The sequence below is a fragment of the Bifidobacterium amazonense genome (assembly GCF_018555435.2).
Taxonomy (GTDB): Bacteria; Actinomycetota; Actinomycetes; order Actinomycetales; family Bifidobacteriaceae; genus Bifidobacterium; species Bifidobacterium amazonense.
Map to the genome: position 1 here is coordinate 1 of NZ_JAFEJT020000048.1, position 25,646 is coordinate 25,646.

Consider the following 25,646-nt stretch of genomic DNA (forward strand, 5'->3'; position numbering starts at 1 on the left):
GCGTTCGCGGTGCCGGCGGCGACGCCCATGGTCGCGAGCATCGCGACGGAGGCGAGGCCGGCGAGCGGCGCGCGCCAAACCTTGTTGTTTCCTGTCATAGTCAGGAACCTTTCTTCTAGGGCTATGGGTTTCGCTCACGTCCTCCGGTGCAATCTCAATAGCAGCAACGGTTCCCGGCATCGGGTTTTGCCCGCCATACGTTTCAGACACGGCTGGACACGATTGCGATCCAACCGGCGGATCCAGACTCGCGGATCCCCAATATTCGCCACATCCGGCCGATCGTGTCCGGAGGCTGCCCCGGACACGACACGGACACGATGCAGACAAGCCGGTTCACCGTGTTTTCGCCCGCTTTCCGCCACTTCCGGAAAGCGCGGCGGTGCGTTCCGTGTCCACGGCGTCGGCGACCTGTTCGAGGCGTTCGGGGAACAGGAATCCGTACACGTCGAGCGTCAGACTGGCGGAGGCGTGGCCCATCTGCCGTTGGAGTATTTTCACGTCGGCTCCGGCCTTGATGGCGATGGCCGCATACGAGTGACGCAGACTGTGCGGGGTGAGCCCCTGCACGTCGTTCAGGTTGGCCAGTTCCACGGCCTTGTGCCAGACTTTTCGCCGCCAGTTGTGGTCGTTGATGTGCCCGCCGCGGATCGCCCGGAACACGTAGGCGGTGTCCGGCTGGCCTTTGATCTGCTCCTTCATCGGTTTGATGAGGAACCGGGGGATCGCCACCGTGCGGGGCTTGCCGGATTTGGGCGGGCCAAGCCGTTGCGCCTTCGCGCTGTTCTTCCACGTACGGCGGATGCGCGCCTTGCGATGCTCCAGATCCAAATCGCCCACCTGCAATGCGAACGATTCGTTGATGCGCGTGCCCACATAGCTTTGGAACCGTATGATCAGCGCATCCACCGGCCGCCCGACGGTTTCGGCCGCGTTTGCCAGCGCTTCGATCTCGTGGATGTCGAGAAAGATGAGGTCCTTGTATTCGGTTTTTGGTATTTCCACGTCGCGCGCGGGATTGCTCATCAGGTATCGCGCCTTCACCGCATAGTCGAGCACGCCGGCGAACACGACCTTGACGATGCTTTTGACCGAACGAGGGGAGAGCGGTTTCGCCGCGCGCTCGCCGGACAGGCTGACCGGATAGTCGCCGGTGGACAGGCCGCTCACCCATCGGGCCACGTCGTCGATGGTGATCGACCCGATCGGCGTGTCCGCCCAGCGCGGGTTCACATACACGCGCAGCTCGCATTCGTAGCGGGCTCGCACACCTTCGCTCACATGGTTCTTCGACCTGAGCCACATGTCGGCGATGTCCTTGAACGGTTTGCGTGCGTCGTTCGGATCCGCGTACCGGCCGCGGCGCACGTCGTCCTCCATGCCGGCCTGGAACGCCTCCGCGTCGGCCAGTTTGCGGAACGATTTCGAATGCTGCTTATGCTTGCCTTCCTCCACCGTGTACCAGCGGCAGCGCCATCGCATGCCTTTGCCGTATCGGGAGGAACGCCATCGTTCGGGAACCTGTGCGGTCATCGGGTCGCTGACGGCGGCCAGGGAGCGTTTCGCGGTGGACGACGGCGGCACGTCCCCGTCGTTCTTGAGCCAGAGATCATCAATCCATACCCTTGCCATTCGTTCACATTAGTCGGTTCGATGCAAAACGTGTGCTTGCTGCGTTCTTGCAGGCTGGGGGCTTCGTATACTGGCCCCTATGAGTAAGAGTATTCGCCACGCGTCGCATCGTGCCGAGGGCATTCCGCGTGCGTCGGCATGGTTGTCATCTCGGTATGGGGCATTACTGCTGTTTGCCGCACTGCTGATATATTCGGGAAGCGACGTGTGGCAGAATATTTCGTGGCCGCCGTTTTATAGTTTTGATGAAACCCTTGAGGTTGATTACGTATATCAGCTTACGCAGGGACATCTTCCTACGTTTTTCGGTGGTGCTGAATTCAATCCGTTGAATCTGCAATACCCTTACGATGTGCAGTGGCGATATCAGCATCCGCCGCTGTTCTATCTGCTTGAAATGCCGGTATTTCTCGCATTCGATACGGTGCATCATCCTATTCGTGGTATTTGGGCCATGCGCGGATTGGTGTGGGTGCTGGGTGTGGTGCTTATCGTGGCGTCGCGTTGGGCCGCGAAACAGGTGCTTGGCCGAGAGGGATTGGCGGTCGCATTGGTGCCTGTGGTGGTTGCCGCGAATCGCTGTTTGCCGTCGGTGGTGTTTAACTACACGCTGGCCAGTTTATGGGTGACCTTGCTGATCGGAATGACCGCCTTTTTGGTACGACGAGTTTTTTCCGGGGATGCAATCACACCCGGTTCAATGTTGTGGTGGCTGGGCATAGTGGCACTGGCTCCGTTGACGAGACTGTCTACCGTCCCGATCATGGCGCTCTGCATACTGGTGGTGCTGCTGGCAGTATGCATTCAGAAACGCAATAGGGTGAGAAATGCACTGGCATTATGCGTGATCCCGTCGGTATTGGCGGTGGCGTCCTCCGCCTGGTTTTATATAAGACTGTATCGGCTTTCCGGGAATTTCACGGGTTCACAGCCACAATGGTCCGAGGCTCATCTTCATCGGGACATTCATAAGTCGTTATGGGATGCGTTATTGGACTTGGGGTTCTATAAAAGCGCATTATCGCAATATCAGAATTCGGTGGTGACGTATACCAACGTGGGTTGGGCCTGTGTTGTGCTGCTTACGATCGCTCCTCTTATTGTCGGCTTGCTGGTATTGTTCGGGCATGCGACGAGTTCCTTGCTACGTGCGAAGCGCAATGGTTTTACTGATCTGCTGATTGCTGCCATGCTGTTGTGTGCCCTGTGCGGGACCGTTTTGCAGCAGCTCATGTATTATGCCCAAGGCGGGAGTGGCAATGCCGTCTATTTCAGTTTGATCTCCATCGTTTTCGCTATCAGTATTTGTTCTGGTTTGGCGGGATTCAGAAACCGGCTGCTGACCAGCGTATTGGCCTCGCTTTGGATGATGGTCAAAATTGCGGCGTTTCTATACGAGGTGCATTTGAAATGGCCGTTCGCGGAAAACGGGACGATGGTGGACTCTGGTATGCTGGCGCAAGCCGTAACGTATGGTGCCGTGGCCGTAGTCATTGTTGGTGTGATGATGGTGATCGCCTTGATCTGTCTGTATGGACGGTCCATGCCGTTTTCGGATCGCGGATGAACGACAATTTGTTTGAATCGGGTGATTCAAGGTGAATGGATCTATGGTGCGTATGTGCGACGGTATTGTTCAATTCATGAAGCGGCACGCCTCCGCGGTGGTGACGGTGGCATTCGTCGTCTTGATGGCAGTAGTGGCGTTTGGCGGATTGCAGGCGGTCAACGTGCACTACAGCGCCGTCTTCGACGGCGAGCAGACCACCGGGCAGCGCGTGGTGTTCCGCTTTGACGACAATGCCGTTCCGGGAACCGAGGAGCAGTCGTCGGACGTGGTGACCGGCAGGGCTTCGATACGGTTGGACCCGTTGAATGCCGGATCTCGGTCATTGAACGTCGTCGTACCGAGCGTATTCGCGAAACTTGACCATTTGTCCGTGGACGTACAGATCAACGGACGTCATCTATACAATGTGACGACTGTGTCCGCAAGCCGAATGCGGCAGATATCGGACGGCGATTCCACCCGATATGTGCTGGATGAGGGACAAATGACGGCCATTCACCATGCGAGTGAGCGCAAGTCCGAGGTCAAGATCTTTCTGCTGTGTATATTGGCCATCGCATACGCGATAAGCATTCTGCGCATGACTGTTCTTCGTTTCCTGCCCAAATATGTCTATGTGGTGGGGGTGGTCGTAGCTTTGCTGATCGGCGGTTTTCTGGCGAACCTATGGTTGGTCAAGGAGCCGCTGGTCGCATCGACGGCATATTCGTATACGAATGCCAGATCCATTCAGCAACAATCGCAGTATGAGATTCGGCAGTCCTTCACGGCTCAGCGCAAGGTCATATGCAGCATCAGCTTTCCCGTCGCATTGAACCCCAGCATCGCTCCCGATGATACCGGCAATGAGAATTATGGCAAGGTGTATCAGGATGAGCATACCTTTGTTGACTCCTATGCGCTAACGCTAAAAGATTCCGATGGAAAGGTGCTGTACAGTGCTATATTGTCTCCGGCGATGCTGAATGAAGATCGATCGAAGATCGTGATTGAACCGGATATAACAGTAAGTCGCGGTCAAGAGTTGAGCGTTGATCTGCGTAAAACCTCTCAGCATGGCAGTCCGCTCCTGTTCCGGGTCGCCTCGGTGACTAATGGCGATGATATCGCCGCCGCAACCACTTCCGATCTTGACGGTTCGCAAGATGGCGACAGACTGGTGCTCTCCGTGGGGTATGAAGGGTTCCCCTACCAGCTGGTGATTACCTGTATCGTATTACTGTCGATCGCCGTGTTGCTGGTCAATCTGATGCTTTCCGGATCTTCACGCATGGGCAGACACGTCGTTATCGCCGTGGATTACTGCTTGGCGTGTCTGTATTCCATTGGACAGTTCATCATATATGGACGATACGTCGAAGGCTTTCCGGATGAGCCCACGCATATCTCGTATATCGCATATTTGGCGAAAACCGGGAGCAAGATTCCCGATTTTGCCGACATGGGATTGTATTCGTCGAATTCGCATGATACGTTCGACCTTTCCCGAAGCCTCGAACTCAACTATCTGGGGCATCCGCCGCTGTACTACCACATAATGAGGGTGCTGAGCGGCATGCATATTGATGGCGACATCGCGGTATTCGATCTGAACCGGATGCGAATCATCTCGTTCTTGATAGGTTTTATCGGCATACTCGTCATGTTCTACATGGGGTTCTCCCGCATTCCCAAGATGCCGATACTGCATCTGCTCTTTGCGGCGATGATTATTTCGCCACCCAATGTCATCTACACCATTAGCGGCGTTTCCAATGATTCGCTTGCCTTATTTGGAGTGTCTGTATTCGTGCTCGGCATGCTTCGGTTTATCGAGCAACGGTATGATTTCTTGACTTATGTCATTATTGCATCCGGTGTGTCGATCGCTTTGCTTGCAAAGCTCACCGCAGGAATGATGGTCCTGCTGGTATCCGCTTTCGTAATCATATACGTGATCTGCACGGGAGCTGCGAAACAAGCTGTTCTTCGCCCCCAGTTTGCTGCCACGATGCCGATATATGCCCTCCCGGCTGCGTATTTCGGATACATCCTGCATAAATACCATACGTTGCAGCCTAATTATCAGACGCTTGATTTCGTCCAATATGCGCATTCTGCGCATTATGTCGGCATTGACAATCGTGCCGAAATGGGAGTCTGGGAATATGTGAATCATTTCTTCGATGGATTCTTCATCTTCTGGCACTCCCTTTCCGGCCATGTATGGATACCTGAACCGGATTATCCGATATATGCCATCGACCGGATCGGAGTCATGGCTATTCTTCTGGTTCCGCTCTGCATTTTCCTGATGAAACGAAGCAGAATGCGCAATTACCTGACATTGCTGGCTGCCGGCATCTACTGCACCATGCTGTACCAGCTGTACAAAATTTTCAAGGAATTCAACAATTATGGGCAGCTGGGCGCCAATTCAAGCCGTTACTACTGCTGTGCCATCGCCATATTCGCCATCATCGTTGTTTGGATGATCATGACGGTGTTCCCGGCGAAGTCCGATGATGCTGGGGCGGGGCCGTCAGGCACGCATTCCTCAGTGATCCCCGTTTTTCCCGGGAACCGGCTGTCCATGGCAGGCATCGTCGTCTGTGCCGTCATGGTAATCGTTCTTGTCTTTGACGGATTCGTCTATTCCGTGCTCATGCAGACATCCGCTATACCCGGCTTCATTACGGTCTGACCGACAGCGCCGCCCGCCGGCTTCGGCACGCACCGACGTGCATCCCGAAGCCGGCGCGGAATCGTCAGCGCCGTCCGCGCAGCATACGCCCGATCGCCTTCACCGCGTCGCGGCGCTTCGACCCGATCGGCATAAGCGGATCGATGATGTTGCGGATCGGATTGTCCTCGCCGACAGCGCGTTCATGCTTCGGGTGCAGAATGGACATCACTCGCTCCGTCGCCTCGTCCGCGGCACGTCGTTCCATCTGCGTCGCCGCCTCGTTCGCGGCCTTCTGGCTCACCTTCGCCAGCAGCTGCTCGTAGAACGGCGTCTGCCGCGCGTACCGCCAGTAGATGCTCGCGAAATCGCACGACGGGTCGGTCCACGGCTTGATATAGCCCGCGTAGTGGATGATCTTCGGGTTCGAGCGCGACGCGAGATACCCGTCGAACATCGCGCTCGGCGCGCAGCTGAAGATGCGTTCGACGCGGTATTCGAGGTTGTGCACCACGTTCCACTCCCACGGCAGGTACAGCACGTCGCCCTCGCAGTGCATGTTGAGCACGTCCTGATCGTTGTAGATCAGATCCGGGTCGGACGCGTAGCCGAGCCACTGCGTGATCGTGTACCGTTCGCGCATCGCCTTCGTGTTGAGCACCAGCACGCCCGCCTGGAAGTAGTCGTACGGGTTGCGCATGCGCAGCGTGTCCTTCGAGTACTTCATGCGGATGCCGTCGGGCATGTTCAGGTTGCCCAGGTAGTCGATGTCGTGCACGGCGGCCAGCAGGTGGTCGCCGAGCTCGGTGTCGTACAGTTCGGAGACGTCGCCGTTGATCACGATGTCGGAATCGAGATACAGCACCTTGTCGTAGAACGGCAACAGCTCCTGGATCAGGAACCGGTAGTACGTCTCCACGCTGATGTGCGCGTTGCTGGTGGTCAGATCGTAGCCGGCCACCTCACGTTCCACGTTCTTGAACCGCAGCGACATGTTGCCGAACCGTGCGGAGAAGAACTGGCGCAGTCGCTCCTGGCGTTCCCATTCGATGTCCTTCTGCAGCACCACCACGTCGTAGAAGCGTTCCTTCGACGCGTTCGACATCATGGAGTAGATGGTCGTGCCCAGCTGCGACACGTAGTTGTTGTCCGCGGCGAACACGACGGGCACCGGCTGGGGGAGTCCCGATTCGGGGCCCCACAGCGGCTTGAGCGTGTCCTCCGGATCCGGATGCGTGAAGTGCACGCATTGCGTTTGCTTCATCTTCCAGTTCGCGCCGGTGCGCTGATGGTGCATCAGGTAGATGTTGAGCAGGCGTTCGGACAGGTGGCCGGGCGTGCGCGCCGCCTCGCGGCTGTAGTCGGTCATGTCCGTCTCGCGTTCGAAACGGTCGAGGATCGGGAACAGCCAGGCGCAGTAATCCTGGAAGATCGCCTTGCGCATGATGAACATGTTGCAGAAGCATGCGCGGTTGCCGTTCAGGAACGTGTCCGCATCCTCCCGATATTCCGGGTGCATGTCGCACAGGATATGGATGCAGCGTGCCAGATCGTCGTCGACGAGCGCCGGCGCCGCCTCCCACAGGGCCTGCGGCGTGCCGCGCTTGTCGATGAGCTCCTCGAGGTTCTGCCAGCGCGTGGTGATCACGTCCCAGCCGTCCACCGCGCGCGCGATCGTCTCGTCGTCCAGTCCGTATTCGCGCACGGCCTTGGCGTCGATGTAGTCGTCCATGATCTCGCCGTACGGGTTCTCCTCGTGCTCCGTGTCGGAGAAGTCGAAGTAGCGGCGGTAATGGCAGAAGCCGTAATAGTCCGCATCCACGTTCTTCCACGCCCAATACTGGGTGGTCAGCTCGCAGTAGCGCGGGTTGCGGTCGGAGATGTTCTCCCCGTCGTCATCGTGGAACGCCCACGGGAACCGGTACGATCCCGGCTTCAGGCCCACCTGCACCGGCTGCAGGATCGCGCTCTTCGGCTTGTCCACGTTCTTGTGCGTCGTGACGAAGATGCGGATCCGCTGCCGGTCGTACTCCTCCAGTTCGCGTGCGCGATCCAGATCGGCGATCAGCTCCTCCGCACGGTCGTGCACCTTCGCGAACCGGCGCAGATCGTCGCGGCTGCCGCCGTCCGGCTCCAACGAACGCGCGATTTCGGCCCAATCGTTCATCCGCGCCACGTCCCGCGGGTCCTTCGTCTTCGCCGTGCACAGCGTCCACGCCACGTCGCGCACATGACGCCAGATCTCGCGCGCGGCCACCACGTTGCCGAACACGCGGCCCATCGCCTGCGCGGCCTGAGCCTTGCCGTCCTCCGGCACGCGCACCCGCCAGTCGTTCGAGAGCAGTTCGATCGCCTTGGTCCGGAAGCCGGCGGCGCAGTCGTTGAGCCGGAACTGCGGCTGGGCGGACGCGAACTCGTCGGCCGCGTCGAAGCACGCGCCGAACTGTTCGCAGAATCGTCGGAACGTGTCGGCCGTGATCTGGTTGGTACCGGTCACGCCGCGGCCGTAGTGGTAGCGGTATCCGCGGCACTGCTTCGCACTGCGGTACGACGTGGCGATCGCCGAAGCGACGAGGCACTCGTAGCCGTCCTCCGCGCGCTCCAGCCGGTCGCCGGTCATCATCGCGAACGCTCGCTTGAGCAGCGACGTGCGGAACGCACGTTGCGTGACGCGCCAGTCCACCGCGAATCCGCGCGACTCGAGGAAGATGTTGCGCACGATGTCCTCGTACTGCGCGTCCGGGGTCGGCGTGTTGTTGAACCGTTCGAACGCCTTGCATTCCTCGTCGAGAATGCCGTTCTCGCCGATCACGGTAAGGCCGAAGTGCAGGATGTCCACGGGGGAGCCGGCAAGGTTCGCGTACAGCTCCTCGCACATGGTCGGCGCAAGATCGTCGTCGCCGTCCAGGAAGAACGCATACCGGCCGGTTGCCGCCTCCACGCCCGTCTTGCGGGTCAGATGCAGTCCCTGGTTGCGCTCGTGCGTGATCACGGTGATGCGATCGTCCGCGCGCGCGGCCTCGGCCAGCAGCGCCGCGGTGCCGTCGGTGCTGGCATCGTCCACGACGATGATCTCGATGTCCTGCAGCGTCTGCGCGCGCACGCTGTCCAGACATGCGCCGATGTACGGCTCGACGTTGTACGCCGCGATGATGACGGAAATCTTGGGCATGGTTCCTCTTTCGACGATTGCCGGCATTGCGTTTGTATTCGACTCGATACGGTCGGCTCAGTGCTTTAGATGGTAGGCGATGCGCCGGAACAAGGCGCGCAGCCGGTCCGCCGCGGGGGAGTGCTGTGCGTGGCGCTCGGTTGCGGCTGACGGTTCCGTTGTCGGCCGGGGAACGAGCCCGGAGTCCATGAGATGACTCATCGCGATGGACTTGAGCGCAAGATAATGCCCGTTGTGCGTCTCGGACGTTTCCGCATGATCCCGTTCGATGGTCTGCGCCATGCGCAGATAGCGCAGCGCCTGCCGGCGGTTGCGCTGCGAGGCGTCGTCGTTGCGATCGTCGGCCACGAGAAACGCGTACGCGTAGTCGCGCACGTACCGGTACAGTTCGCCGCATACGGCGTCGGGAGACCAGCAGCGCAGCGCCGACTCCAGTCCGGCCTGCTTGGACTCCTCCGGCAGGTTGTCCTGCCACTCGTTCATCGTGTGCTCGATGAGCCGGTCGCGCACGTCGGCGACCCGTTCGTCCCAGTCGTCGCGCGGAATGTCGGTCCGATGCGCCGCGACGAAGTCGTTGATGAGCCGCAACGCCTTCGCGTCGCGCCCGGCGAGCGTGGCGAACGCCTCGACCGTAAGCCGCGATCCCAGGGTCTCTCCCCGGCCCAGATGGTAGACGTACCACGGGGAATCGGGAATCGCCTCGTAGACGTCGGCAAGGGAGTCGATCACAAAGCACATGTACAGGTCGTCGGACAGCAGCAGCCGCGTGTCCGGAGCGATGCCATAGGCGCGACGGGCCAGATCGCCGCGGAACATCTTGTGGTGCACATGCCAGTCGAACCCGTCCTGCTGAGCGAACTGCGTGGCGAGGATCTCCTGTCCTTGCAGGGTGCGCGGCGTGGGTGTGAGGAATCCGGTCATGCCGGCGGCCGCCTGCCGTGCGGCCTCGGTGGCCGCCTCCACGCGCACGCCGTAGTGGTAGATGTCCGCGGGATTGCCTTGCGCATAGGCGTGCAGCGATGCGAGCGTGCCCGGCGCAAGCTCGTCGTCCTGATCGACCAGCAGCACGTAGTCGCCGTGCGATGCGGTGACGCCGGTCTTGCGTGCGGCCAGCGTGCCCGAATTGGATTCGTGCCGCATGATCGTGACGCGTTCGTCCTCAGCCGCCAGTCGGCGCATGGTCTCATACGTGTCGTCGGTGCTGGCGTCGTCCACGATGACAACCTCCAGATCCCGGAACGACTGGCCTGTGATGCTGTGCACGCATTCCGGCAGGTACCGGCTGTTGTTGTACGCGGGAATCACAATGGAAAAGACGGGCATTCATCCTCTTTGTTCGTCAAACATGATATTCACTACTAGACTATAAACCCTATGGGCGTTGGACAAATGAGGAGGACGGGACGATGAGAAGGCATGCAGCCAATCAGAAAGACACGCGCGGGAGAATCGTTCTGGCTGTATTCATTATCGTGTATTTCGCCTGCCTGTGCAGATTGTCATGGCACTATCCATTGGAACAGGGATTTTTCCCGGACGAAAAGGGACGTATCTCGCTTCCGATGTTTTTCTACGAACACGGGACGCTTCCCACTGGTTATGAGGAAGCCGTGCGCATGAGTCCATGGGGCTTCTCATATGCCAGCTATCCCTTGATGCTCAGCTCGCTCATTGGCGGGATACTGATGAAGATGGCCGGATTGGTCACCGGCAACATGAACGTCATCGTAATGGCCGCCCGTATGGTAAGCATTATCAGTGGTACGTTATTTGCGTTTTTTGTCATCAAAATATCGAAGCTATTGTTTTCATCGCCGGTATGTTACCTGTTTTCTTCGATGATTGTGTTGCTTCCTCAAGTGATTTTTTTGTCTCTATATTTCAATAATGACATCGTGGCGCTTATGGGCAGCTCCATTGTTTTGTACGCATGGCTGTTGGCGATAAAGAAAAACTGGAATGCCTCCAATGCTGTATTGCTTGCAGTGGGTGTGGTGATTGTGGCGTTGTCCTATTACAATGCATATTCTTGGATTTTAACGAGTATAGTTGTATACTTCGCCATTTGGATTCGGGATATCGGTTCTTTTAAGGGAATATGGGGGAATCGAAATTTCTGGCGAGTTACGGTTTTGACGGTTGCCGTGGCCCTGATTGCGATCCTTCCGTTCTTCATTCGGACGGCGATCATCAACCACGGAGATTTTCTTGGACTGTCCACGATTACTCAGATGAGCGCGCAGTACGGTGAAGGGAATTTCAAGCCGGCCAACCGCCCCACGCCGCAGCATTTGGGTATGAGCTTATGGGAGATGCTGACCTCGGATCATTACCTGACCGGCGGCAATAACTGGCTGAAATACACGTTCTTCAGTTTCGTCGGCGTATTCGGTCCCATGTCGGTGTTTCTGCCGAGGTTCGTGTATTGGCTCTACGTACTGTTCTTTGCGGTAGGCATGTTCGGGTTCTGTGCCTATCGTATTCACCTTGTAAGGAACCACGAATACGGCTCGACGAAGTACATGGATCTAGTCATGCTGGTCAACATCGTCATCGTCGTCGCGCTGGCATTGTGGTACAGCTATGCGACCGACTATCAGGCCCAAGGCCGTTACGTTCTGCCGATGGTCCTCGCCTTCGCCTACATCGTGGTTTCCGGATGGCGGTATGCGATGGACGCCGTGCTGTCTGACGAGCGCAGCCGATTCGCATTATGCGGCATCATCGTTGGCATGATGGCATGCGTTGTGATGTTCGCCTTCATGGTGTACTACGTGCAGAGCTGAATCAGACGTTCGTTGGATTGCCCTTGCGAACGCCTTGCCCCAGCGGGCCTTGTTCCGGATCCGTGGACACCAGATACAGCGGCATACCCATATCGGCGCGCACGCTGATGCCGATGTACTCTGCGACGATGCCGATGGATAGCAGGATCAAACCGCTGAATACCAGAAATACGATCATCAGGGACGTCCAGCCGGGAACGGTGACGGCATGAACGAACAGTTGCATGAAGAACAGGACGATGGCCCAGATGATGCCGGCGCAGGACGCCAATCCGCCGATGAGGCTGACGAACCGCAACGGACGGGTGCCACCGGTGACCACCATGCGCCAGAAGTGCCCGAGCAGCCTCATAAGGTTGTATGAGGACTGGTGATCCCCTTCGGAACGCAAGGTGACCGGACACGTGGCGATACGGTTGCTGATCCAGCCCAACGCCACGTCGAGATACGTGCCGTTGCCTGCATGCGTCGCCAACGCACGGGCCACATCCCCGAGAATGAGACGGAAGCTCTGATATTTCGGAGCATCCGTGGAACCCAGCAAATGTTTGGCCACGAACTTTGCCCCCCATGAGGTGACGTTGCGGAACAGCGAATGGGGGGCAGCGTTGACAGGATCGGCGTATACTACGTCGGCCTGCTGGTCCAGCGCGGTGTCGAGCATGTCCGCGATGGCGCGCGGGTCATGCTGTCCGTCCTCATCCATCGTCACCACCCAGGCACCTTGGCTGACCGAAATGCCGGCCAGAGTCGCCGGGTGCTGGCCGAAATTGCGACTCAGCCATACGCCATGCACATAGGGCAGCTCCCGCTCAAGCTGACGAATCACCTTGTCCGAACGGTCCCGTCCATGGTCGAATACAGGCAGTATCTCCGTGACACGATACAGATTGCCGTTTTTCGAACGCTGTACGTCGTGGAAGGCGGACAGTTCCGTCACCACGCCGCGCAGGGTGTGCTCGCCGCCGTACACGGGGATGATGACGGAAACGTCATGCACGTACTGCTCGTTGGATTGGCTGATGCTGGTCATGTCTTGCTGCCCTTCTGGCAAGCCTTGTGCTTGCTGCCTATGCGTTGACCGTCAACGTGTTCGTGACGGGTCGATGTCTATGCTGTCACTCGTCCTCGTCCGAGGCGACCGTAATGGTGAACGGGCTGGCCGGAAGATCGTACGAGTTATACAACAGTGTCTTCGGAGAGGGATCCGCCTCCCATAGATACCGGACCTGCCTGATCCGGCGCACTTTATCGGAAGTGATCACCACCGTGTCCCCGGAGATGGTGGCGTTTGCCGGATAAAAGACGCCGTCATCCCCGGCGGCCTCGAAGTTGGTCAATGCCTGCGAGGTAGGGCCGTTGAACGTGTATTTATCCGCTTCAAGCGTATAGTTCGGTGCCAAAGCCGCCAAGCCGCTGCCGGTGCCGTCCTTGAACGACACGACGGCGGTGGACCCATCGTCCTCGCTGACCGCAGCGGTGGCCAAAGGACCGTCGGGAACATCGTCGCCGTCGCGGATCGCCTTCCACTGATCCGCCATGCGGATTGCCACCAGCTCCTTGCCGAACGGGTGGATCAGTGTGTCGGTTCCCCTGTCGGTATCGATGCTGACTGTCATCGCCACGGCGTCGTCACGGCCCGAGTTCGCCGCTACGGCGAACTGCGCCTGACGAATGGTACTCCAATTGGAACCGCCCCCGTACCGAGCGAGCTGCACATACAGGAACGGCAGGTTCTTGTTCTTGAAGAAGGATCGGTACTGGCTGATCAGCGTCGTGAAATTGTACTGGTACGCCAATGCTGTGTCGTAGGAGTCCGCGTCCTGTTCACCCTGATACCACAGCACGCCGGCCACCTTAAAGCCTTTCAGTGGCGTGATATGAGTGTTATAGATGTCTCCGCCGGCCATCTGCCGGGTGATGGTAGTGCCGCCCCACGCGATCTGGATGATGCCGATCGGCACATTCGGCGTCGTCTCCCGTACCTGCTGGGCGAAGAATTGCGGGAGATAACCGAAACGATCCGTGTTGTCCGAAGTGGCGGGCAGCCATGAACGATCGTTGTACTCGCGCACGGGCAATTCGCTTTCCGGAGTGGACGAAGCGGTCTTGTCGGTCACGAGGAAATAGACATGACTGTCGTCAATGGTCTGCGGCAGATCGTCCGTGGTGAATTTCGCCCCGAGATTTGCCTTGCGAAGCGCCTCGGTGCCGTAATAGTCGTCATAATTGACTTCCATGTTCGACTGGCCGGCGGCGAGGAAGACGTCTCCGACATAGACGTGGCGGATGCGTTTCAACACGGTTTTCCCGCTGGAGACGGTGAGCGTATACGGCTCCAGCTGGGCCTTTGGAGAGGGAAGAGAAATGCTGAAGTTACCGCTGTCGTCGGCGTTGGACGTGCGCGACGTGATGGTGTTGCCCCGCGCGACGGTGACCGTAATGGTGGCGTTATGTTCGGTCTTCCCTCGGAACGACATAGTCTCGTTGCGCTGGAACACCATGTTTTCCATGTAGTAGTTGGGCAGCGTGACGGAGGTGGCCTGCACGAAGGTCTGCTGCTGCGCCGAAGCGACGTTCTGACGGACGAACAGTTGGGATGCCGTTACCATGAGCACGATGACGATCATGAGGCTGACCGACAACATGGTGCGATTCATCCACCGTTGCTGTTGCTGTGACATGACGGCCGCCTCCTTTCCGATACTGTCGTGGTGCCGTCGAATGATTGACCGCCAATAATATGGTATGCGTCGTAGCGACGATGCGTGGTCACTGCCGTGATTCCGTAAAGAACGCGTAGGTTCGTCTGATGCCCTCTTCCAAGGATATGAATCGTCTCAAGCTGGTGATCTGCCGGTATTTCGCGATGTCCAGCACGGAATAAGGGATGTCGACTTTTCTGGCGGGTTCATGGTCGATGATGATACGTTCGGGCACGATGCGTTCTATGGCTGCGGTCACTTCCGCCACGGAGGCGCCGGTACCGCGCCCCAGATTGTAGATGGTGTTGACGGTGCCGCGGGCGATGATATCCAGGATGCCTTGGATGGCATCGTCGATATAGATGAAGTCGCGTACTACGGAACCGTCTCCGAAGATATGGATGGTCTCGTGGTTGACTGCCTGATACACCAGTTTGGTGACCAGACCAAGGGGACCGTGAGGATTCTGCCCGGGGCCATAGGGATTGGACAGGCGGATGATCTGGTATTGCATGTCGCCGTAATGGGCGGTCAGTTGCAGGGCCTGCTCGATCATGACCTTCTGTAGACCGTAAGTATTGTACGGAGCCGGTGGGTCGGTCTCCCTATTGGCCCGGTACGGGGAGCTGCCATAGACGGTGCCGCCGCTGGACAGGAACACCAACCGTCCGACGCCTTCTGCCATGCACGCGTCAAACAGTTCGACCGAGGGAATGACGTTCGCCTGAATCTCGTCCAAGGAGCGCTTTTCGGTCCCCGGCACGGAGGTGCTGACCAGATGGATGACCAGATCCGCACCCCGGACCAGCGAGGCGAAATCGTATCCGGATGCAAATGATCCCTGCACATACTGGACGCGGTCATGAGATTGGCCGGGAACGTTGCGGTCGAAGCCGACGATGGTGGTTGCCGGATCCCCAAGGAAGCTGTCTATAAGCTTGTTTCCGAGGAAACCGCACCCCAGTACGACGATCTTGCGCATTCCCGCCCTTCCTATGCATCGTGGTTCGCCAGTACAGTCTATCCCGACGCCTAGGCGCATGATGGTGACTGGCCGGCGGCGTAGTTCCGCCGGCTGAAGCCCCCTACTTCTTACCCTGCAGCTTGCGTGCCGCGACCTTGAGGAACTCGCGGCGCTTCGAGCCGATCGGCACGACCTTGTCCGCATACTTGCGGATCGGGCTGTCCTCGCGGATCGCACGCTCATGATGCTCCGGCGACTTGGGAGCCTCCGTGCCGGACAGCAGGGCCATCATCTGCAGCGAGAACGGGGTCTTGCGCGCATAGGCCCAGTACAGCGGGCCGAAATCGCACCACGGGTTCTTCCACGGCTTGTCGAATCCGGCGTAGTGCACGATCTTCGGATCCTGCCGGGACTTCATGTACGCCTTGAACACCTCGGCCGGGGCGAAGTCGAATACGCCGTGCACGCGGCCCGCGCAGTTGTGCATCACGTCCCACTCGTACGGCAGATAGGTCACCTCGCCCTCGCACTCCATGTTGAGGATGTCCTGGTCGTTGTAGATGAAACCCGGCTGCGAGGCGATCTCCAGCCATTCGGGAACCGTGTGGATGTCGCGCATGCGGTCGAGGTTCATCACCAGCACGCCGGCCTGGAAATAGTCGTAGGGATTCTTCATGCCGAGCTGCTTGGCCACATACTCGGCGCGGATACCGTCCTTCATGTTCAGGTTGCCGAGGAAGTCGATGTCGCGCACCGCGCCGATCGCATGCTCGCCCAGCGGCGTGTCGTACAGTTCCGCGACGTCGCCGTTCACCACCAGATCGGAATCCAGATACAGGATCTTCGAATAGAACGGCAGCGCATCCTGGATGATGAACCGGTAGTAGGTCTCCACGCTGATATGCGCGTTGTTGGTCGTCAGCTCATAGCCGGCGACCGCATGCGTCACGTCGTGGAAGCGAACCGTGGCGTTGTCGAACTCGCCCAGGAAGTCGGTGATCGTCTGCTTGTTCTCGTCGGAGATGTCGCGCTCCAGCACGATCACATCGTAGAAGCGCTCTGGATTCGCGTTCGACAGCATCGAATAGATCGTGGTGGTGAGCATCGGCACGTAGTTGTTGTCGGCGGCGAAGATGACCGGCACCACCGTGCGCGGGTTGCGGTCCAGCGGCTCCAGCGAGCCGACCGGCTCGGGATGCTCGAAATGCACGCACTGCAGCTGCTTCACCTTCCAGCCGGCCCCCGTGCGCTGCCGGTGCGTCAGATAGATGTTGAGCAGTCGCTCCGACAGATGGCCGGGCGTGCGCAGCGTCTGCACGTCCGCGCGCGAATGGTCCCAGCCCTGCACGAACTCGTCGAGCAGGGGGAACAGCCACGCGCAGTAGTCGAAGAAGATCTCCCTGCGCATGATGAACATGTTGCAGAAGCAGGCGGTGTGCCCGTTGAGCACGGCGTCCGCATCCTCGCGGTAGTCGGGATACCGCGCGCACAGCACGTCGTACATGTGGCGCAGATCCTTGAGCCGCAGATGCGCGTCCGCCTCCCAATGCTCCTTGAGATCGCCGAAGCCGCCGAACAGTCGAGTGTCGTTCATCGGCGAGGTGATCACGTCCCAGCCGTCCACCGCGCGCGCGATCGCGGCGTCGTTCAGCCCGTACTCGGCGATCGTCTTCTCGTCGATGTACTCGTCGATGATCTCGCCGTAGTCGTTCTGCTGATGCTGCGTATCGGTGAAGTCGAAATAGCGGCGGTAATGGCAGAAGCCGTAATAGTCGGCGTCCGCGTTCTTCCACGCCCAGTACTGCGCGGTCAGCTCGCAGTACATCGGGTTGAGGTCGGAGATGTTCTCGCCTTCGTCGTCGTGCAGCATATCGTCGAACAGCGTCGGCGCGTTCGCGCAACCCACCTGGATGGGCACGATGCTCGCCCCATCGGGGATCTGTGACGGCTTATGCGCCGAAACGAACAGCTTGATACGTGCCGGTTGCTGTGCTGTGAGGGCCATGTGCAGTACTCCGTCTGACTTAGACAAATACGACTAACACAATAGAATATATGGAAGTGCCGAGCGGAGACACCGCGTGGGATAGGATGGAACGCTTGTGAAGAACCTAGTGAAGAGCCTCCAGGAGAGGTACCGATACGCGCTGATCGTGTTCAAGGAGCTGGTGAAGACCAACTTCCAGCTGCGCTATCAGGGATCCTTCCTCGGCATACTGTGGTCGGTGCTGCAGCCGCTCATGCTGTTCGCCGTCATGTACGTGGTGTTCGTCAAGTTCCTCAAGTTCTCGGACGGCACCCCCACCTTCCCCATCTCCCTGCTGTGCGGCACCTGCCTGTGGCAGTTCTTCAGCGAATCGACGAGCATGGGCATGCGCTCCATCGTGGACCGCGGCGACCTGCTGCGCAAGATCCACTTCCCGAACTACATCATCGTGGCCTCCACCACGATGGGCTCGATGATCTCTCTGGCGATCAACCTCGGCGTCGTCATCCTCTTCGGCACGTTCGCCCACGCGCACTACACGTGGCGCGTGCTGCTCGTCATCCCCAGCATCGTCCAGCTGTACGCCATCTCGCTCGGCGTGGCCCTGCTGCTCGGCTCGCTGTACGTGTACTTCCGCGACATCGGCCACATTTGGGAGGTCGTGCTGCAGGCCATGTTCTACGCCACGCCTATCATCTACCCGATCTCCATGGTCACCGACAAGGGATACGGCTGGGCCGCCAACCTGCTCATGCTCGTGCCCACCACGCAGACCATCATGGACATCCGTCACAATCTGCTCTCGCCCGAATACGTGCCGACCATCTGGACCATGGTCAGCAATCCGCTCATCTGCCTCATCCCGTACGTGCTGTCCGTCATCGTGCTGTGGCTGGGCATCCACGTCTTCCGCAAGCACAGCGCGAAGTTCGCGGAGGTGCTGTAATGACGAACGAATCCCGTACCGAACACGACAACGAAAAGGCCGAATCCGTGAACACCGCCGTCAAGAAGGAAGACAACCGTCCCGTCGTGCTCAAGGTGGAGCACGTCGCCAAATACTTCCGCCTGCCCACCGAACAGGCCACCGGACTCAAGATGGCGTTCCTCAACTGGACGCGCGGCATCAAGGGCTACACCGAGCAGCGCGTGCTACGCGACATCAACTTCGAGGTCAGGCAGGGCGACTTCTTCGGCATCGTGGGCCGCAACGGTTCCGGCAAGTCCACGCTGCTGAAGATCATCTCCGGCATCTATACCCCGGAAAAAGGCAAGGTGAGCGTCAAAGGCAAGCTCGTGCCGTTCATCGAACTCGGCGTCGGCTTCAACCCCGAACTCACCGGACGTGAGAACGTGTACCTCAACGGCGCGCTGCTCGGCTTCAGCCACGACGAGATCGACGCGATGTACGACGACATCGTCGACTTCGCGGAACTCGGCGAGTTCATGGACCAGAAACTCAAGAACTACTCGTCCGGCATGCAGGTGCGGCTCGCGTTCTCCGTGGCCATCAAGGCGCAGGGCGACATCCTCGTGCTCGACGAGGTGCTCGCCGTCGGCGACGAGGCGTTCCAGCGCAAGTGCGACAACTTCTTCAGCGAGATCCGCAAGGACCCCACCAAGACGGTCATCCTGGTCACCCACTCCATGGACTCGGTGAAGAAATACTGCAACAACGCCATCCTGATCAAGGACGGCGAAATCATCGTCAGCGGCAACAAGAACGACGTGGCTGACCGGTACACGCTCGAGAATCTCAAACGGGAGAACAAGAAACCGGCCGACGACGACAAAAAGAAGGACGAGGAGCCGAAGTACCCCACCGGCCTCAACGAGACCGTGCCGCTGCTCACCGTGCGCCCGAGCAAGGAGCCGGTGTGCGACATGGAGCATGGGTTCGACTTCGAAGTCGAATACGATTATCGCGGCGACAAGGACTTCTACGTGGCGTTCTCGCTGAACGACATCCGTCGCGGAGGAGTGCCGTTCGGCGACAGCTTCGACCTGTTCCGTCCCGGCCATCAGACCGTTCGCTTCCATGTGCCGATGGACATCTTCACCAACGGGGAATTCCGGATCATCGCGTCCATCCACGAATACGAAAACGGGCGCAAGGATCCGGAACACGTGCACATGGTCGCCTTCACCAACGAAAACCTCGCCTGCGACTTCTCCATGAGAGACCCGAAGGGCGCCGACAACTTCGCGCTGCTCAACAAGATGAAGTTCGGCTACGAGATCGTGGACACGGACATGGCCTCGCATCAGGGGCCGGCCGTGGCCGCGTGACATATCCAGTCAAACCGCAAAACACGGCACCGCAAACCGTACACGGCAAACCACACACGGCAAACCACACACGGCAAACCACACACGTCAGAAAGGAATCCGACATGAAGGGCATCATTCTCGCCGGCGGGTCGGGCACCCGTCTGTATCCGCTCACGTCGGTCACGTCGAAGCAGCTGCTTCCCGTGTACGACAAACCGATGATCTACTACCCGCTGTCCACGCTCATGCTGGCCGGCATTCGCGACATCCTCATCATCTCCACGCCGCACGATCTGCCGAACTTCGAACGGCTCCTCGGCGACGGATCCCGGTTCGGCGTGAACCTCAGCTACAAGGTGCAGCCGTCGCCCGACGGCCTCGCGCAGGCGTTCCTGCTCGGCGAGGAATTCATAGGCGGCGAGGCGTGCGCGCTCGTGCTCGGCGACAACATCTTCTACGGCAACGGCCTGTCCAAGCAGCTCAAGGAGGCCGTACGCTTCGCCGAACAGGGCGAGTCCACGGTGTTCGGCTACTACGTGGACGATCCGGAACGCTTCGGCGTCATCGAATTCGACGACGCCGGCCGTGCGGTCTCCATCGAGGAAAAGCCGGCGCAACCCAAATCGAACTATGCGGTCACCGGACTCTACTTCTACGATCGTCGCGTCGTCGACTTCGCCAAGCAGGTCAGGCCGTCCGCACGCGGCGAACTCGAAATCACCGACCTGAACCGCATGTATCTCGACGACGGCACGCTGCGTGTCACCACGCTCGGCCGCGGCTACGCATGGCTCGACACCGGCACCATGGAATCGCTGTACGAGGCGGCCGAATTCGTGCGCTCCGTCGAACGTTCGCAGAGCCTGCCGATCTCCGTGCCCGAGGAGATCGCCTACGAGCACGGCTGGATCGCCAAGGCGGAGCTCGTCGAAGCCGCGCACGCCTACGGCAAGTCGAACTACGGCAAGCACCTGCAGCAGGTCGCCGACGAGAAGCTCATCGGTGTCAAGCGGCGGTAGGCGATTTCTCCGCCGTTCAGTTTGCTTCCAATGGCATGCGCTGTAGGCGTCTGAGTTACTTGCGTCATCTGCGATGTATATACTAGGATATACATTCCGACGATTGTGGGAGGTGACCAGTATGACCACGTTGACGCTCAGCAAGTGGGGCAACGCCCAGGGTGTGCGTTTGCCGAAGGATATGCGCGAACAGGTGGGGATGGCCGATGGGTCTCGTGTCGAGGCGACCGTCAAGGACGGGGCCATCGTGCTTCGTCCGATCCGCACCAATGTAAGGGTCATCCGGGTTCCGCGTCTTGCCGACGTGTTCCGCGACCGGAACGAGGAATACAAGGCCGTTGAGGAACTTGCGGGGCCGGCTGTGGGCGGGGAGGCGTTGTGACCGCGTGGCGCTATGGGGATGTGCTTCTCGTCGATCTCGATCCGGCCAAGGGGCATGAGCAGAAGAAGCGCCGCCCCGTCGTTGTGGTGAGTAATGATGATTTCAACCGCAACTGCAGTCTTACCGTCGTCGTTGCGATCTCGCATGGCAGGGGTGACTTCGAACTGCATCTGCCCATTACCGCCGTTCGCCGCGAAGATGGTGATGGTTGGATCGACGGTTATGCGCAGGTCGAGCAGATTCGCGCCCTTGACCTCGAAGAGCGCAATCCCGCCAGGATCGGTCGTCTCAAGGATGATGACATGGACCAGATCACCGGGACCCTCATCAGCTGCTACATTCAGCCTGAGATGATGGTCATCCCGAATTACGCATAAAAAGAGCGCTATCTTGCAGTTGTCTGTACCCGGATGCGGTATCGGGACGGATGGCATGATCCGGAATGGCGGATTTCCAAGGGTTGCTGTGACGGAAGATCGTCGTCTACTTGGTGCGGGCACAGACAACTGCAAGATAGGGTCAAAAACAAGCCGCAAAAGTACGGGGACCTCCATAAACAGCACAATGTGGAGGATCCATGCCTCTGCCGGGGTTTGCCGGGAGAGTTGATCACGCGGATCGACGGATCATAGGCCGTTCCACGCGACGTTTTCCTGCTGCCAGCCCTTTTTGCCGAGCGTCTGGTACTCCTTGGCGCTTGTGGTGTACAGGTGCTCGTGGTTCGAGCGATTGTATAGGCGATAGACGGGCTTGTCGCCGTTGGCCGCGGTGCTCCACGCCGTGCCCTCGGTCTTCCAGCCGCGTTTGGTCAATTGGTCGCGTTCCTTCGTGCTCAGCGTGTACAGGTGGTTGTGGTCGTACGGATTGTACAGGCGGTAGACCGGCTCGCCGGACTTCGCCGCGTAGAACACGATGCCCTCGTCGTTCCAACCCTTCGAGATCAGCACCTCGCGCTCGTTCGAATCGGCCGTGTAGTGATGCAGCCCGTTCCACCGGTTGTACAGGCGGTAGACCGGAGTGGAATTCGCCGGCATGGACTCGTCGAGCAGCTGGCCGACCATGTCGCGGATGTCGTTGATGCGGGCCCTCAAATGCTTGCCGGGGCACAGCGTGCGGTTGCGCTTGTCGTACCAGTGCGCGGAGTCGCCGTGCCCGGAGATGCGGTTCTGCGTGCCGTGCCAGACGAACGTGTCATGCGCGGTCATGATGTTCATCGCCTTGAACTCCTTGGCGATCACCGACGCCACGGCTCGCACGGACGCTTCGGTCGGCTTGTCGTTCTCATGGAAGCTGCCGATGACCGCCACGCCGAACGTCGCCTCGTTGAAGCTGCCGGTATGCGCGCCGATCGCGTTGCTGCCCAGCACGACCTTGTGGGCCACGCCTTCCTCGCGGCCCTCCCACACGCCGCCGAACCGGTCGACGAGCAGGTTGTAGCCGATGTCGCCCCAGCCACGGGTCTTCGCATGGAACGTGTAGATGTTCTGCACGATCACCTTGGCCTCGGCCTGCGAATAGTCGTTGCGGTCGACCGTATGGTGGATGACCGCGCCGCGCCAATGGCCGCTGTCGTCGGCCGGCCACGACGGCGCCGGCAGACCCTTGCGCCACCACTGTTCGCGCCGGTAGATCGGGATGTTGATGTCGAGCTTGCCTTCGTCCGGTTCGCTGTCCGTGCCGGTGTTCGAGTCGCTGCCGTCGGTGCCGGATGAGCCGTTGCCGGACCCGTTGCCGTTTGATTCTCCGGAGCCGCCGTTGGACGAGCCGTTACTGGACGAACCGCTGCCGGACCCGTCGGTCTGCCCGTTTCCGTCCGTCTCGCCGGACGTCGTACCGGACGTCGTATCCGAGCCATCGCTCACCGCATCGACGTCGTCCGCGGCGTAACCCGAATCGATGGTCACCAGATTGACGTCGGTCGCGTCGGAGCCGTCCGGCAACGTCACCTGCGCCTCCACGTCCGTAGCCTTGCCGACGTACACCGGATCGGTGCCCTGCACGTCGGCTGTCGCCGCCTGCGTCGCGCTCGCCGACGAGCCGGACCGTGCGGTGACGCCGTTGCCGTCGCCGATCTGCGTCTCCACCTGCGTCCAATCGCTCCATGTGCCGTCATCGTCGCGATACCGCAGTTTCACGACCGGCTGCGCGGCCTCGGCATCCGCGTCCGTCTGCCGCCACGTCACCGCGACCGACGACAGTCCGTCCGCGCCGGGCAGTTCGGCCGACGCGGACAGCGTCTGCGTCGACGCGTCGGCCGAACGGGTCGACGACCGCGTTTCGGCCAGCGTTTCCGGCACGTCCGCGGACGCGACGGCCGGCGCGTCGAACGCGTGCGACGTCGTTTCCGGATCATGCGTGGCCGTCACCGACTGCACGCCGTCCGTCTGTGCGGGATCCGTCTGCACAGGGTCCGTCGTCGTGACGGTCGACGTCGCGGAACCGTCCGCGAGCGCCGTGGTTGCGGTGCCTGCCGCCAGACCGCAGCAGATCATGCTGGCGGCGCACAGCATGCCTGTCAGGGCGAAGGCATGCCTCTTCTGTTGGCTCATGATGTTCTCTCTCTTCTCTCTTGTTCTCTTTTGGGTTCTCTCTTGCCGGCTTTGATGGCGTGATGGGATGCCGGTATCGTGACGGCTCGTGACGGCTCGTTACGGCCGGTGACGGCCTGCCTCGTCCCGGTACCCATACGAAAACGGCCCCTTGTCAGGGGCCGTGCGGGACGGGATCAGTCCCTGCGGAACAGGTCTCGCGTGTAGACCTTGTCGCCCGCGTCGGCGAGCTCGTCGTTCCATCGGTTGGCGACGATCACGTCGGCTTCGGCCTTGAACGCGGCCAGATCGTGCGTGACCTTCGAACCGAAGAAGTCCGGCGCGTCGAGCGTGGGCTCGTAGACCACCACGGTCACGCCCTTCGCCTTGATGCGCTTCATCACGCCCTGGATCGCGGACTGGCGGAAGTTGTCGGAACCGCTCTTCATGGTCAGACGGTAGATGCCCACCACCGGGTCCGCCTTGCCGGCCACGCGTTCGAGGATCTCGTCGGCGACGAAGTCCTTGCGCGTGCGGTTCGCGTCCACGATCGCGCCGATCAGATTCTGCGGCACCTGATCGTAGTTCGCGAGCAGCTGCTTCGTGTCCTTCGGCAGGCAGTAGCCGCCGTAGCCGAAGCTCGGATTGTTGTAGTCATTGCGGATGCGCGGATCCAGGCACACGCCGTCGATGATCGCCTTCGTGTCCAGGCCGCGCGATTCCGCGTACGTGTCCAGCTCGTTGAAGTACGCCACGCGCAACGCCAGATACGTGTTGGCGAACAGCTTGATCGCCTCCGCCTCCGTCAGGCCCACCACCAGCTCGGGAATGCCCTTCGAGCCGTCCGGATTCACCCGGTCCTTTTCGGCCGGGTCCGCGCCGGCGGCCAGCAGGTTCGCGAACGTGCGCGCCGCCTCGACCGCGGCCGGATCGTCCTGCGGCGCGCCCACGACGATGCGCGACGGATGCAGGTTGTCGTACAGCGCGTGACCCTCGCGCAGGAACTCCGGGGAGAACAGGATATGGTCGTCGTGGAAACGCTCGCGGATCTGCGTCGTGTAGCCGACCGGGATCGTCGACTTGATCACGATCCACGCGTGCGGCGCATGCTCGCGCACGGCCTCGATCGCCGCCTCCACGCTGGACGTGTCGAAATAGTTCTTCTTCGGATCGTAGTTCGTCGGCGTGGCCACGACCGCGTAATCCGCGTCCGTATACGCCTGCGCCGGGTCAAGCGTGGCCTGGAAGTCCAGCGGGCGGCGGCCGTCCGCGTTCTCGTCGAGGAAGTCCGTGATCTCACGATCCACGATCGGGCTCTTCGCATGGTTGAGCAGCTCGACCTTCTCCGGGACGATATCCAGCGCGTGCACCTCATTGTGCTGCGACAGCAGCAACGCGACAGACAAGCCGACATAACCCGTGCCGGCGACAGCAATCTTCATATTTGGCCTGCTTTCAGGAGCATTGTGTTCGGAACCATGAGTCATTCTATCCCGTGATGCCTCGATGCATCCGCTGTTTCCCGCATATGCGTTGGGTGTTGGGCGTGGACGAGTATGCGTTGCATGGGCGGCTGCTCCGGAGCGTCGCGAATACCGTGCTGGCGGTAGTCTATGGGTATGGCTGATGAAGTGTTTGTTCCTCGTAACATTATTGTGACCGGTGGCTGTGGTTTCATCGGTTCGAATTTCGTGCATTATGTCTATAACAATCATCCGGACGTGCATGTCACGGTGTTGGACGCGTTGACCTATGCGGGCAACTTGGAGAACATCAGGGGGATTCTTGGTGATCGTGTGGAGTTCGTGCATGGCAATATCTGTGATGCGGAGTTGTTGGATCGGATCGTGCCGGGGCATGATGCGATCGTGCATTACGCGGCGGAGTCGCATAACGACAATTCGATCGCGAATCCGGAGCCGTTCCTGAAGACGAACGTGGAGGGCACGTTCCGCCTGTTGGAGGCGG

At 59.7% G+C, this 25,646-nt stretch carries 18 protein-coding genes; 9 read left to right on the forward strand and 9 right to left on the reverse strand.

All coding sequences use genetic code 11. From position 1 onward, the window contains the following. Positions 1–336: 336 nt before the first annotated feature. Entirely contained in the window at positions 337–1,632 is a 1,296-nt protein-coding gene (locus JS533_RS10180; RefSeq protein ID WP_241514320.1) for a tyrosine-type recombinase/integrase, read from the reverse strand. Between the two features lie 79 nt (positions 1,633–1,711). Here JS533_RS10180 and JS533_RS10185 point away from each other — a divergent pair, with 79 nt between their 5' ends. Together JS533_RS10185 and JS533_RS10190 are read left to right on the forward strand one after the other, a co-directional pair. Continuing rightward, entirely contained in the window at positions 1,712–3,199 is a 1,488-nt protein-coding gene (locus JS533_RS10185) for a hypothetical protein (RefSeq protein ID WP_241514321.1), read from the forward strand. A 76-nt stretch (positions 3,200–3,275) separates the two neighbouring features. Next, positions 3,276–5,885 (forward strand): glycosyltransferase family 39 protein, encoded by a 2,610-nt coding sequence (locus JS533_RS10190; protein ID WP_241514323.1) that lies wholly within the window; start codon positions 3,276–3,278, stop codon positions 5,883–5,885. Between the two features lie 64 nt (positions 5,886–5,949). Here JS533_RS10190 and JS533_RS10195 read toward each other — a convergent pair whose 3' ends face one another. Together JS533_RS10195 and JS533_RS10200 are read right to left on the reverse strand one after the other, a co-directional pair. After that, the gene (locus JS533_RS10195; RefSeq protein ID WP_241514325.1) at positions 5,950–9,036 is read right to left on the reverse strand and encodes a DUF4422 domain-containing protein; all 3,087 of its coding nucleotides are present in this window, start codon (positions 9,034–9,036) and stop codon (positions 5,950–5,952) included. Positions 9,037–9,093: 57 nt separating this feature from the next. Next, positions 9,094–10,359 carry a glycosyltransferase family 2 protein gene (locus tag JS533_RS10200; protein ID WP_241514327.1) on the reverse strand — a complete coding sequence of 422 codons (1,266 nt, stop codon included), beginning with the start codon at positions 10,357–10,359 and terminating at the stop codon, positions 9,094–9,096. An 83-nt stretch (positions 10,360–10,442) separates the two neighbouring features. On the opposite strand from JS533_RS10200, the gene JS533_RS10205 reads away from it, so the two are divergent. Further along, positions 10,443–11,822 carry a glycosyltransferase family protein gene (locus JS533_RS10205; protein ID WP_241514328.1) on the forward strand — a complete coding sequence of 460 codons (1,380 nt, stop codon included), beginning with the start codon at positions 10,443–10,445 and terminating at the stop codon, positions 11,820–11,822. Position 11,823: 1 nt separating this feature from the next. Here JS533_RS10205 and JS533_RS10210 read toward each other — a convergent pair whose 3' ends face one another. The 4 genes from JS533_RS10210 to JS533_RS10225 all read right to left on the reverse strand — a co-directional run bounded on the left by JS533_RS10210 (position 11,824) and on the right by JS533_RS10225 (position 17,496). Then, the gene (locus tag JS533_RS10210) at positions 11,824–12,855 is read right to left on the reverse strand and encodes a glycosyltransferase (protein ID WP_241514330.1); all 1,032 of its coding nucleotides are present in this window, start codon (positions 12,853–12,855) and stop codon (positions 11,824–11,826) included. A gap of 85 nt (positions 12,856–12,940) precedes the next feature. Next, complete coding sequence (locus tag JS533_RS10215) at positions 12,941–14,506, reverse strand: sialate O-acetylesterase (protein ID WP_241514332.1); 1,566 nt, start codon at positions 14,504–14,506, stop codon at positions 12,941–12,943. 88 nt (positions 14,507–14,594) lie between these two features. Beyond that, complete coding sequence (locus JS533_RS10220) at positions 14,595–15,509, reverse strand: NAD-dependent epimerase/dehydratase family protein (RefSeq protein WP_241514334.1); 915 nt, start codon at positions 15,507–15,509, stop codon at positions 14,595–14,597. 103 nt (positions 15,510–15,612) lie between these two features. After that, complete coding sequence (locus JS533_RS10225) at positions 15,613–17,496, reverse strand: DUF4422 domain-containing protein (protein ID WP_241514335.1); 1,884 nt, start codon at positions 17,494–17,496, stop codon at positions 15,613–15,615. A gap of 97 nt (positions 17,497–17,593) precedes the next feature. Between JS533_RS10225 and JS533_RS10230 the strand changes: the two genes are divergently transcribed. From JS533_RS10230 to JS533_RS10250, 5 genes are all read left to right on the forward strand, one after another. Then, positions 17,594–18,424, forward strand: a complete 831-nt coding sequence (locus tag JS533_RS10230; RefSeq protein WP_241514337.1) for an ABC transporter permease — start codon at positions 17,594–17,596, stop codon at positions 18,422–18,424. Beyond that, positions 18,424–19,767 carry an ABC transporter ATP-binding protein gene (locus tag JS533_RS10235; protein ID WP_241514339.1) on the forward strand — a complete coding sequence of 448 codons (1,344 nt, stop codon included), beginning with the start codon at positions 18,424–18,426 and terminating at the stop codon, positions 19,765–19,767. The genes JS533_RS10230 and JS533_RS10235 overlap by 1 nt, the downstream gene beginning before the upstream one ends. Positions 19,768–19,871: 104 nt before the next feature. Then, positions 19,872–20,768, forward strand: a complete 897-nt coding sequence (gene rfbA / locus JS533_RS10240; RefSeq protein ID WP_241514341.1) for a glucose-1-phosphate thymidylyltransferase RfbA — start codon at positions 19,872–19,874, stop codon at positions 20,766–20,768. A 121-nt stretch (positions 20,769–20,889) separates the two neighbouring features. Further along, the gene (locus JS533_RS10245; protein WP_241514343.1) at positions 20,890–21,150 is read left to right on the forward strand and encodes an AbrB/MazE/SpoVT family DNA-binding domain-containing protein; all 261 of its coding nucleotides are present in this window, start codon (positions 20,890–20,892) and stop codon (positions 21,148–21,150) included. Then, on the forward strand, positions 21,147–21,527 hold the full coding sequence (locus JS533_RS10250) for a type II toxin-antitoxin system PemK/MazF family toxin (RefSeq protein ID WP_241514345.1): 381 nt from the start codon (positions 21,147–21,149) through the stop codon (positions 21,525–21,527). The genes JS533_RS10245 and JS533_RS10250 overlap by 4 nt, the downstream gene beginning before the upstream one ends. 249 nt (positions 21,528–21,776) lie before the next feature. Here the strand turns inward: JS533_RS10250 and JS533_RS10255 are convergent, their stop codons facing one another. Together JS533_RS10255 and JS533_RS10260 are read right to left on the reverse strand one after the other, a co-directional pair. Beyond that, the gene (locus tag JS533_RS10255) at positions 21,777–23,699 is read right to left on the reverse strand and encodes an N-acetylmuramoyl-L-alanine amidase (RefSeq protein WP_241514347.1); all 1,923 of its coding nucleotides are present in this window, start codon (positions 23,697–23,699) and stop codon (positions 21,777–21,779) included. Between the two features lie 176 nt (positions 23,700–23,875). Next, positions 23,876–25,120, reverse strand: a complete 1,245-nt coding sequence (locus tag JS533_RS10260) for a nucleotide sugar dehydrogenase (RefSeq protein ID WP_241514348.1) — start codon at positions 25,118–25,120, stop codon at positions 23,876–23,878. 177 nt (positions 25,121–25,297) lie between these two features. On the opposite strand from JS533_RS10260, the gene JS533_RS10265 reads away from it, so the two are divergent. Beyond that, on the forward strand, positions 25,298–25,646 hold a 349-nt coding region (locus JS533_RS10265; RefSeq protein WP_241514350.1), incomplete at its 3' end, for a GDP-mannose 4,6-dehydratase.

Excerpts from the sequence above, each read along its gene's own strand:
- JS533_RS10180 (WP_241514320.1), bottom strand. The coding sequence starts at position 1,632 with ATGGCAAGGGTATGGATTGATGATCTCTGGCTCAAGAACGACGGGGAC.
- JS533_RS10185 (WP_241514321.1), top strand. The coding sequence starts at position 1,712 with ATGAGTAAGAGTATTCGCCACGCGTCGCATCGTGCCGAGGGCATTCCG.
- JS533_RS10190 (WP_241514323.1), top strand. The coding sequence starts at position 3,276 with ATGAAGCGGCACGCCTCCGCGGTGGTGACGGTGGCATTCGTCGTCTTG.
- JS533_RS10195 (WP_241514325.1), bottom strand. The coding sequence starts at position 9,036 with ATGCCCAAGATTTCCGTCATCATCGCGGCGTACAACGTCGAGCCGTAC.
- JS533_RS10200 (WP_241514327.1), bottom strand. The coding sequence starts at position 10,359 with ATGCCCGTCTTTTCCATTGTGATTCCCGCGTACAACAACAGCCGGTAC.
- JS533_RS10205 (WP_241514328.1), top strand. The coding sequence starts at position 10,443 with ATGAGAAGGCATGCAGCCAATCAGAAAGACACGCGCGGGAGAATCGTT.
- JS533_RS10210 (WP_241514330.1), bottom strand. The coding sequence starts at position 12,855 with ATGACCAGCATCAGCCAATCCAACGAGCAGTACGTGCATGACGTTTCC.
- JS533_RS10215 (WP_241514332.1), bottom strand. The coding sequence starts at position 14,506 with ATGTCACAGCAACAGCAACGGTGGATGAATCGCACCATGTTGTCGGTC.
- JS533_RS10220 (WP_241514334.1), bottom strand. The coding sequence starts at position 15,509 with ATGCGCAAGATCGTCGTACTGGGGTGCGGTTTCCTCGGAAACAAGCTT.
- JS533_RS10225 (WP_241514335.1), bottom strand. The coding sequence starts at position 17,496 with ATGGCCCTCACAGCACAGCAACCGGCACGTATCAAGCTGTTCGTTTCG.
- JS533_RS10235 (WP_241514339.1), top strand. The coding sequence starts at position 18,424 with ATGACGAACGAATCCCGTACCGAACACGACAACGAAAAGGCCGAATCC.
- rfbA (WP_241514341.1), top strand. The coding sequence starts at position 19,872 with ATGAAGGGCATCATTCTCGCCGGCGGGTCGGGCACCCGTCTGTATCCG.
- JS533_RS10245 (WP_241514343.1), top strand. The coding sequence starts at position 20,890 with ATGACCACGTTGACGCTCAGCAAGTGGGGCAACGCCCAGGGTGTGCGT.
- JS533_RS10255 (WP_241514347.1), bottom strand. The coding sequence starts at position 23,699 with ATGAGCCAACAGAAGAGGCATGCCTTCGCCCTGACAGGCATGCTGTGC.
- JS533_RS10260 (WP_241514348.1), bottom strand. The coding sequence starts at position 25,120 with ATGAAGATTGCTGTCGCCGGCACGGGTTATGTCGGCTTGTCTGTCGCG.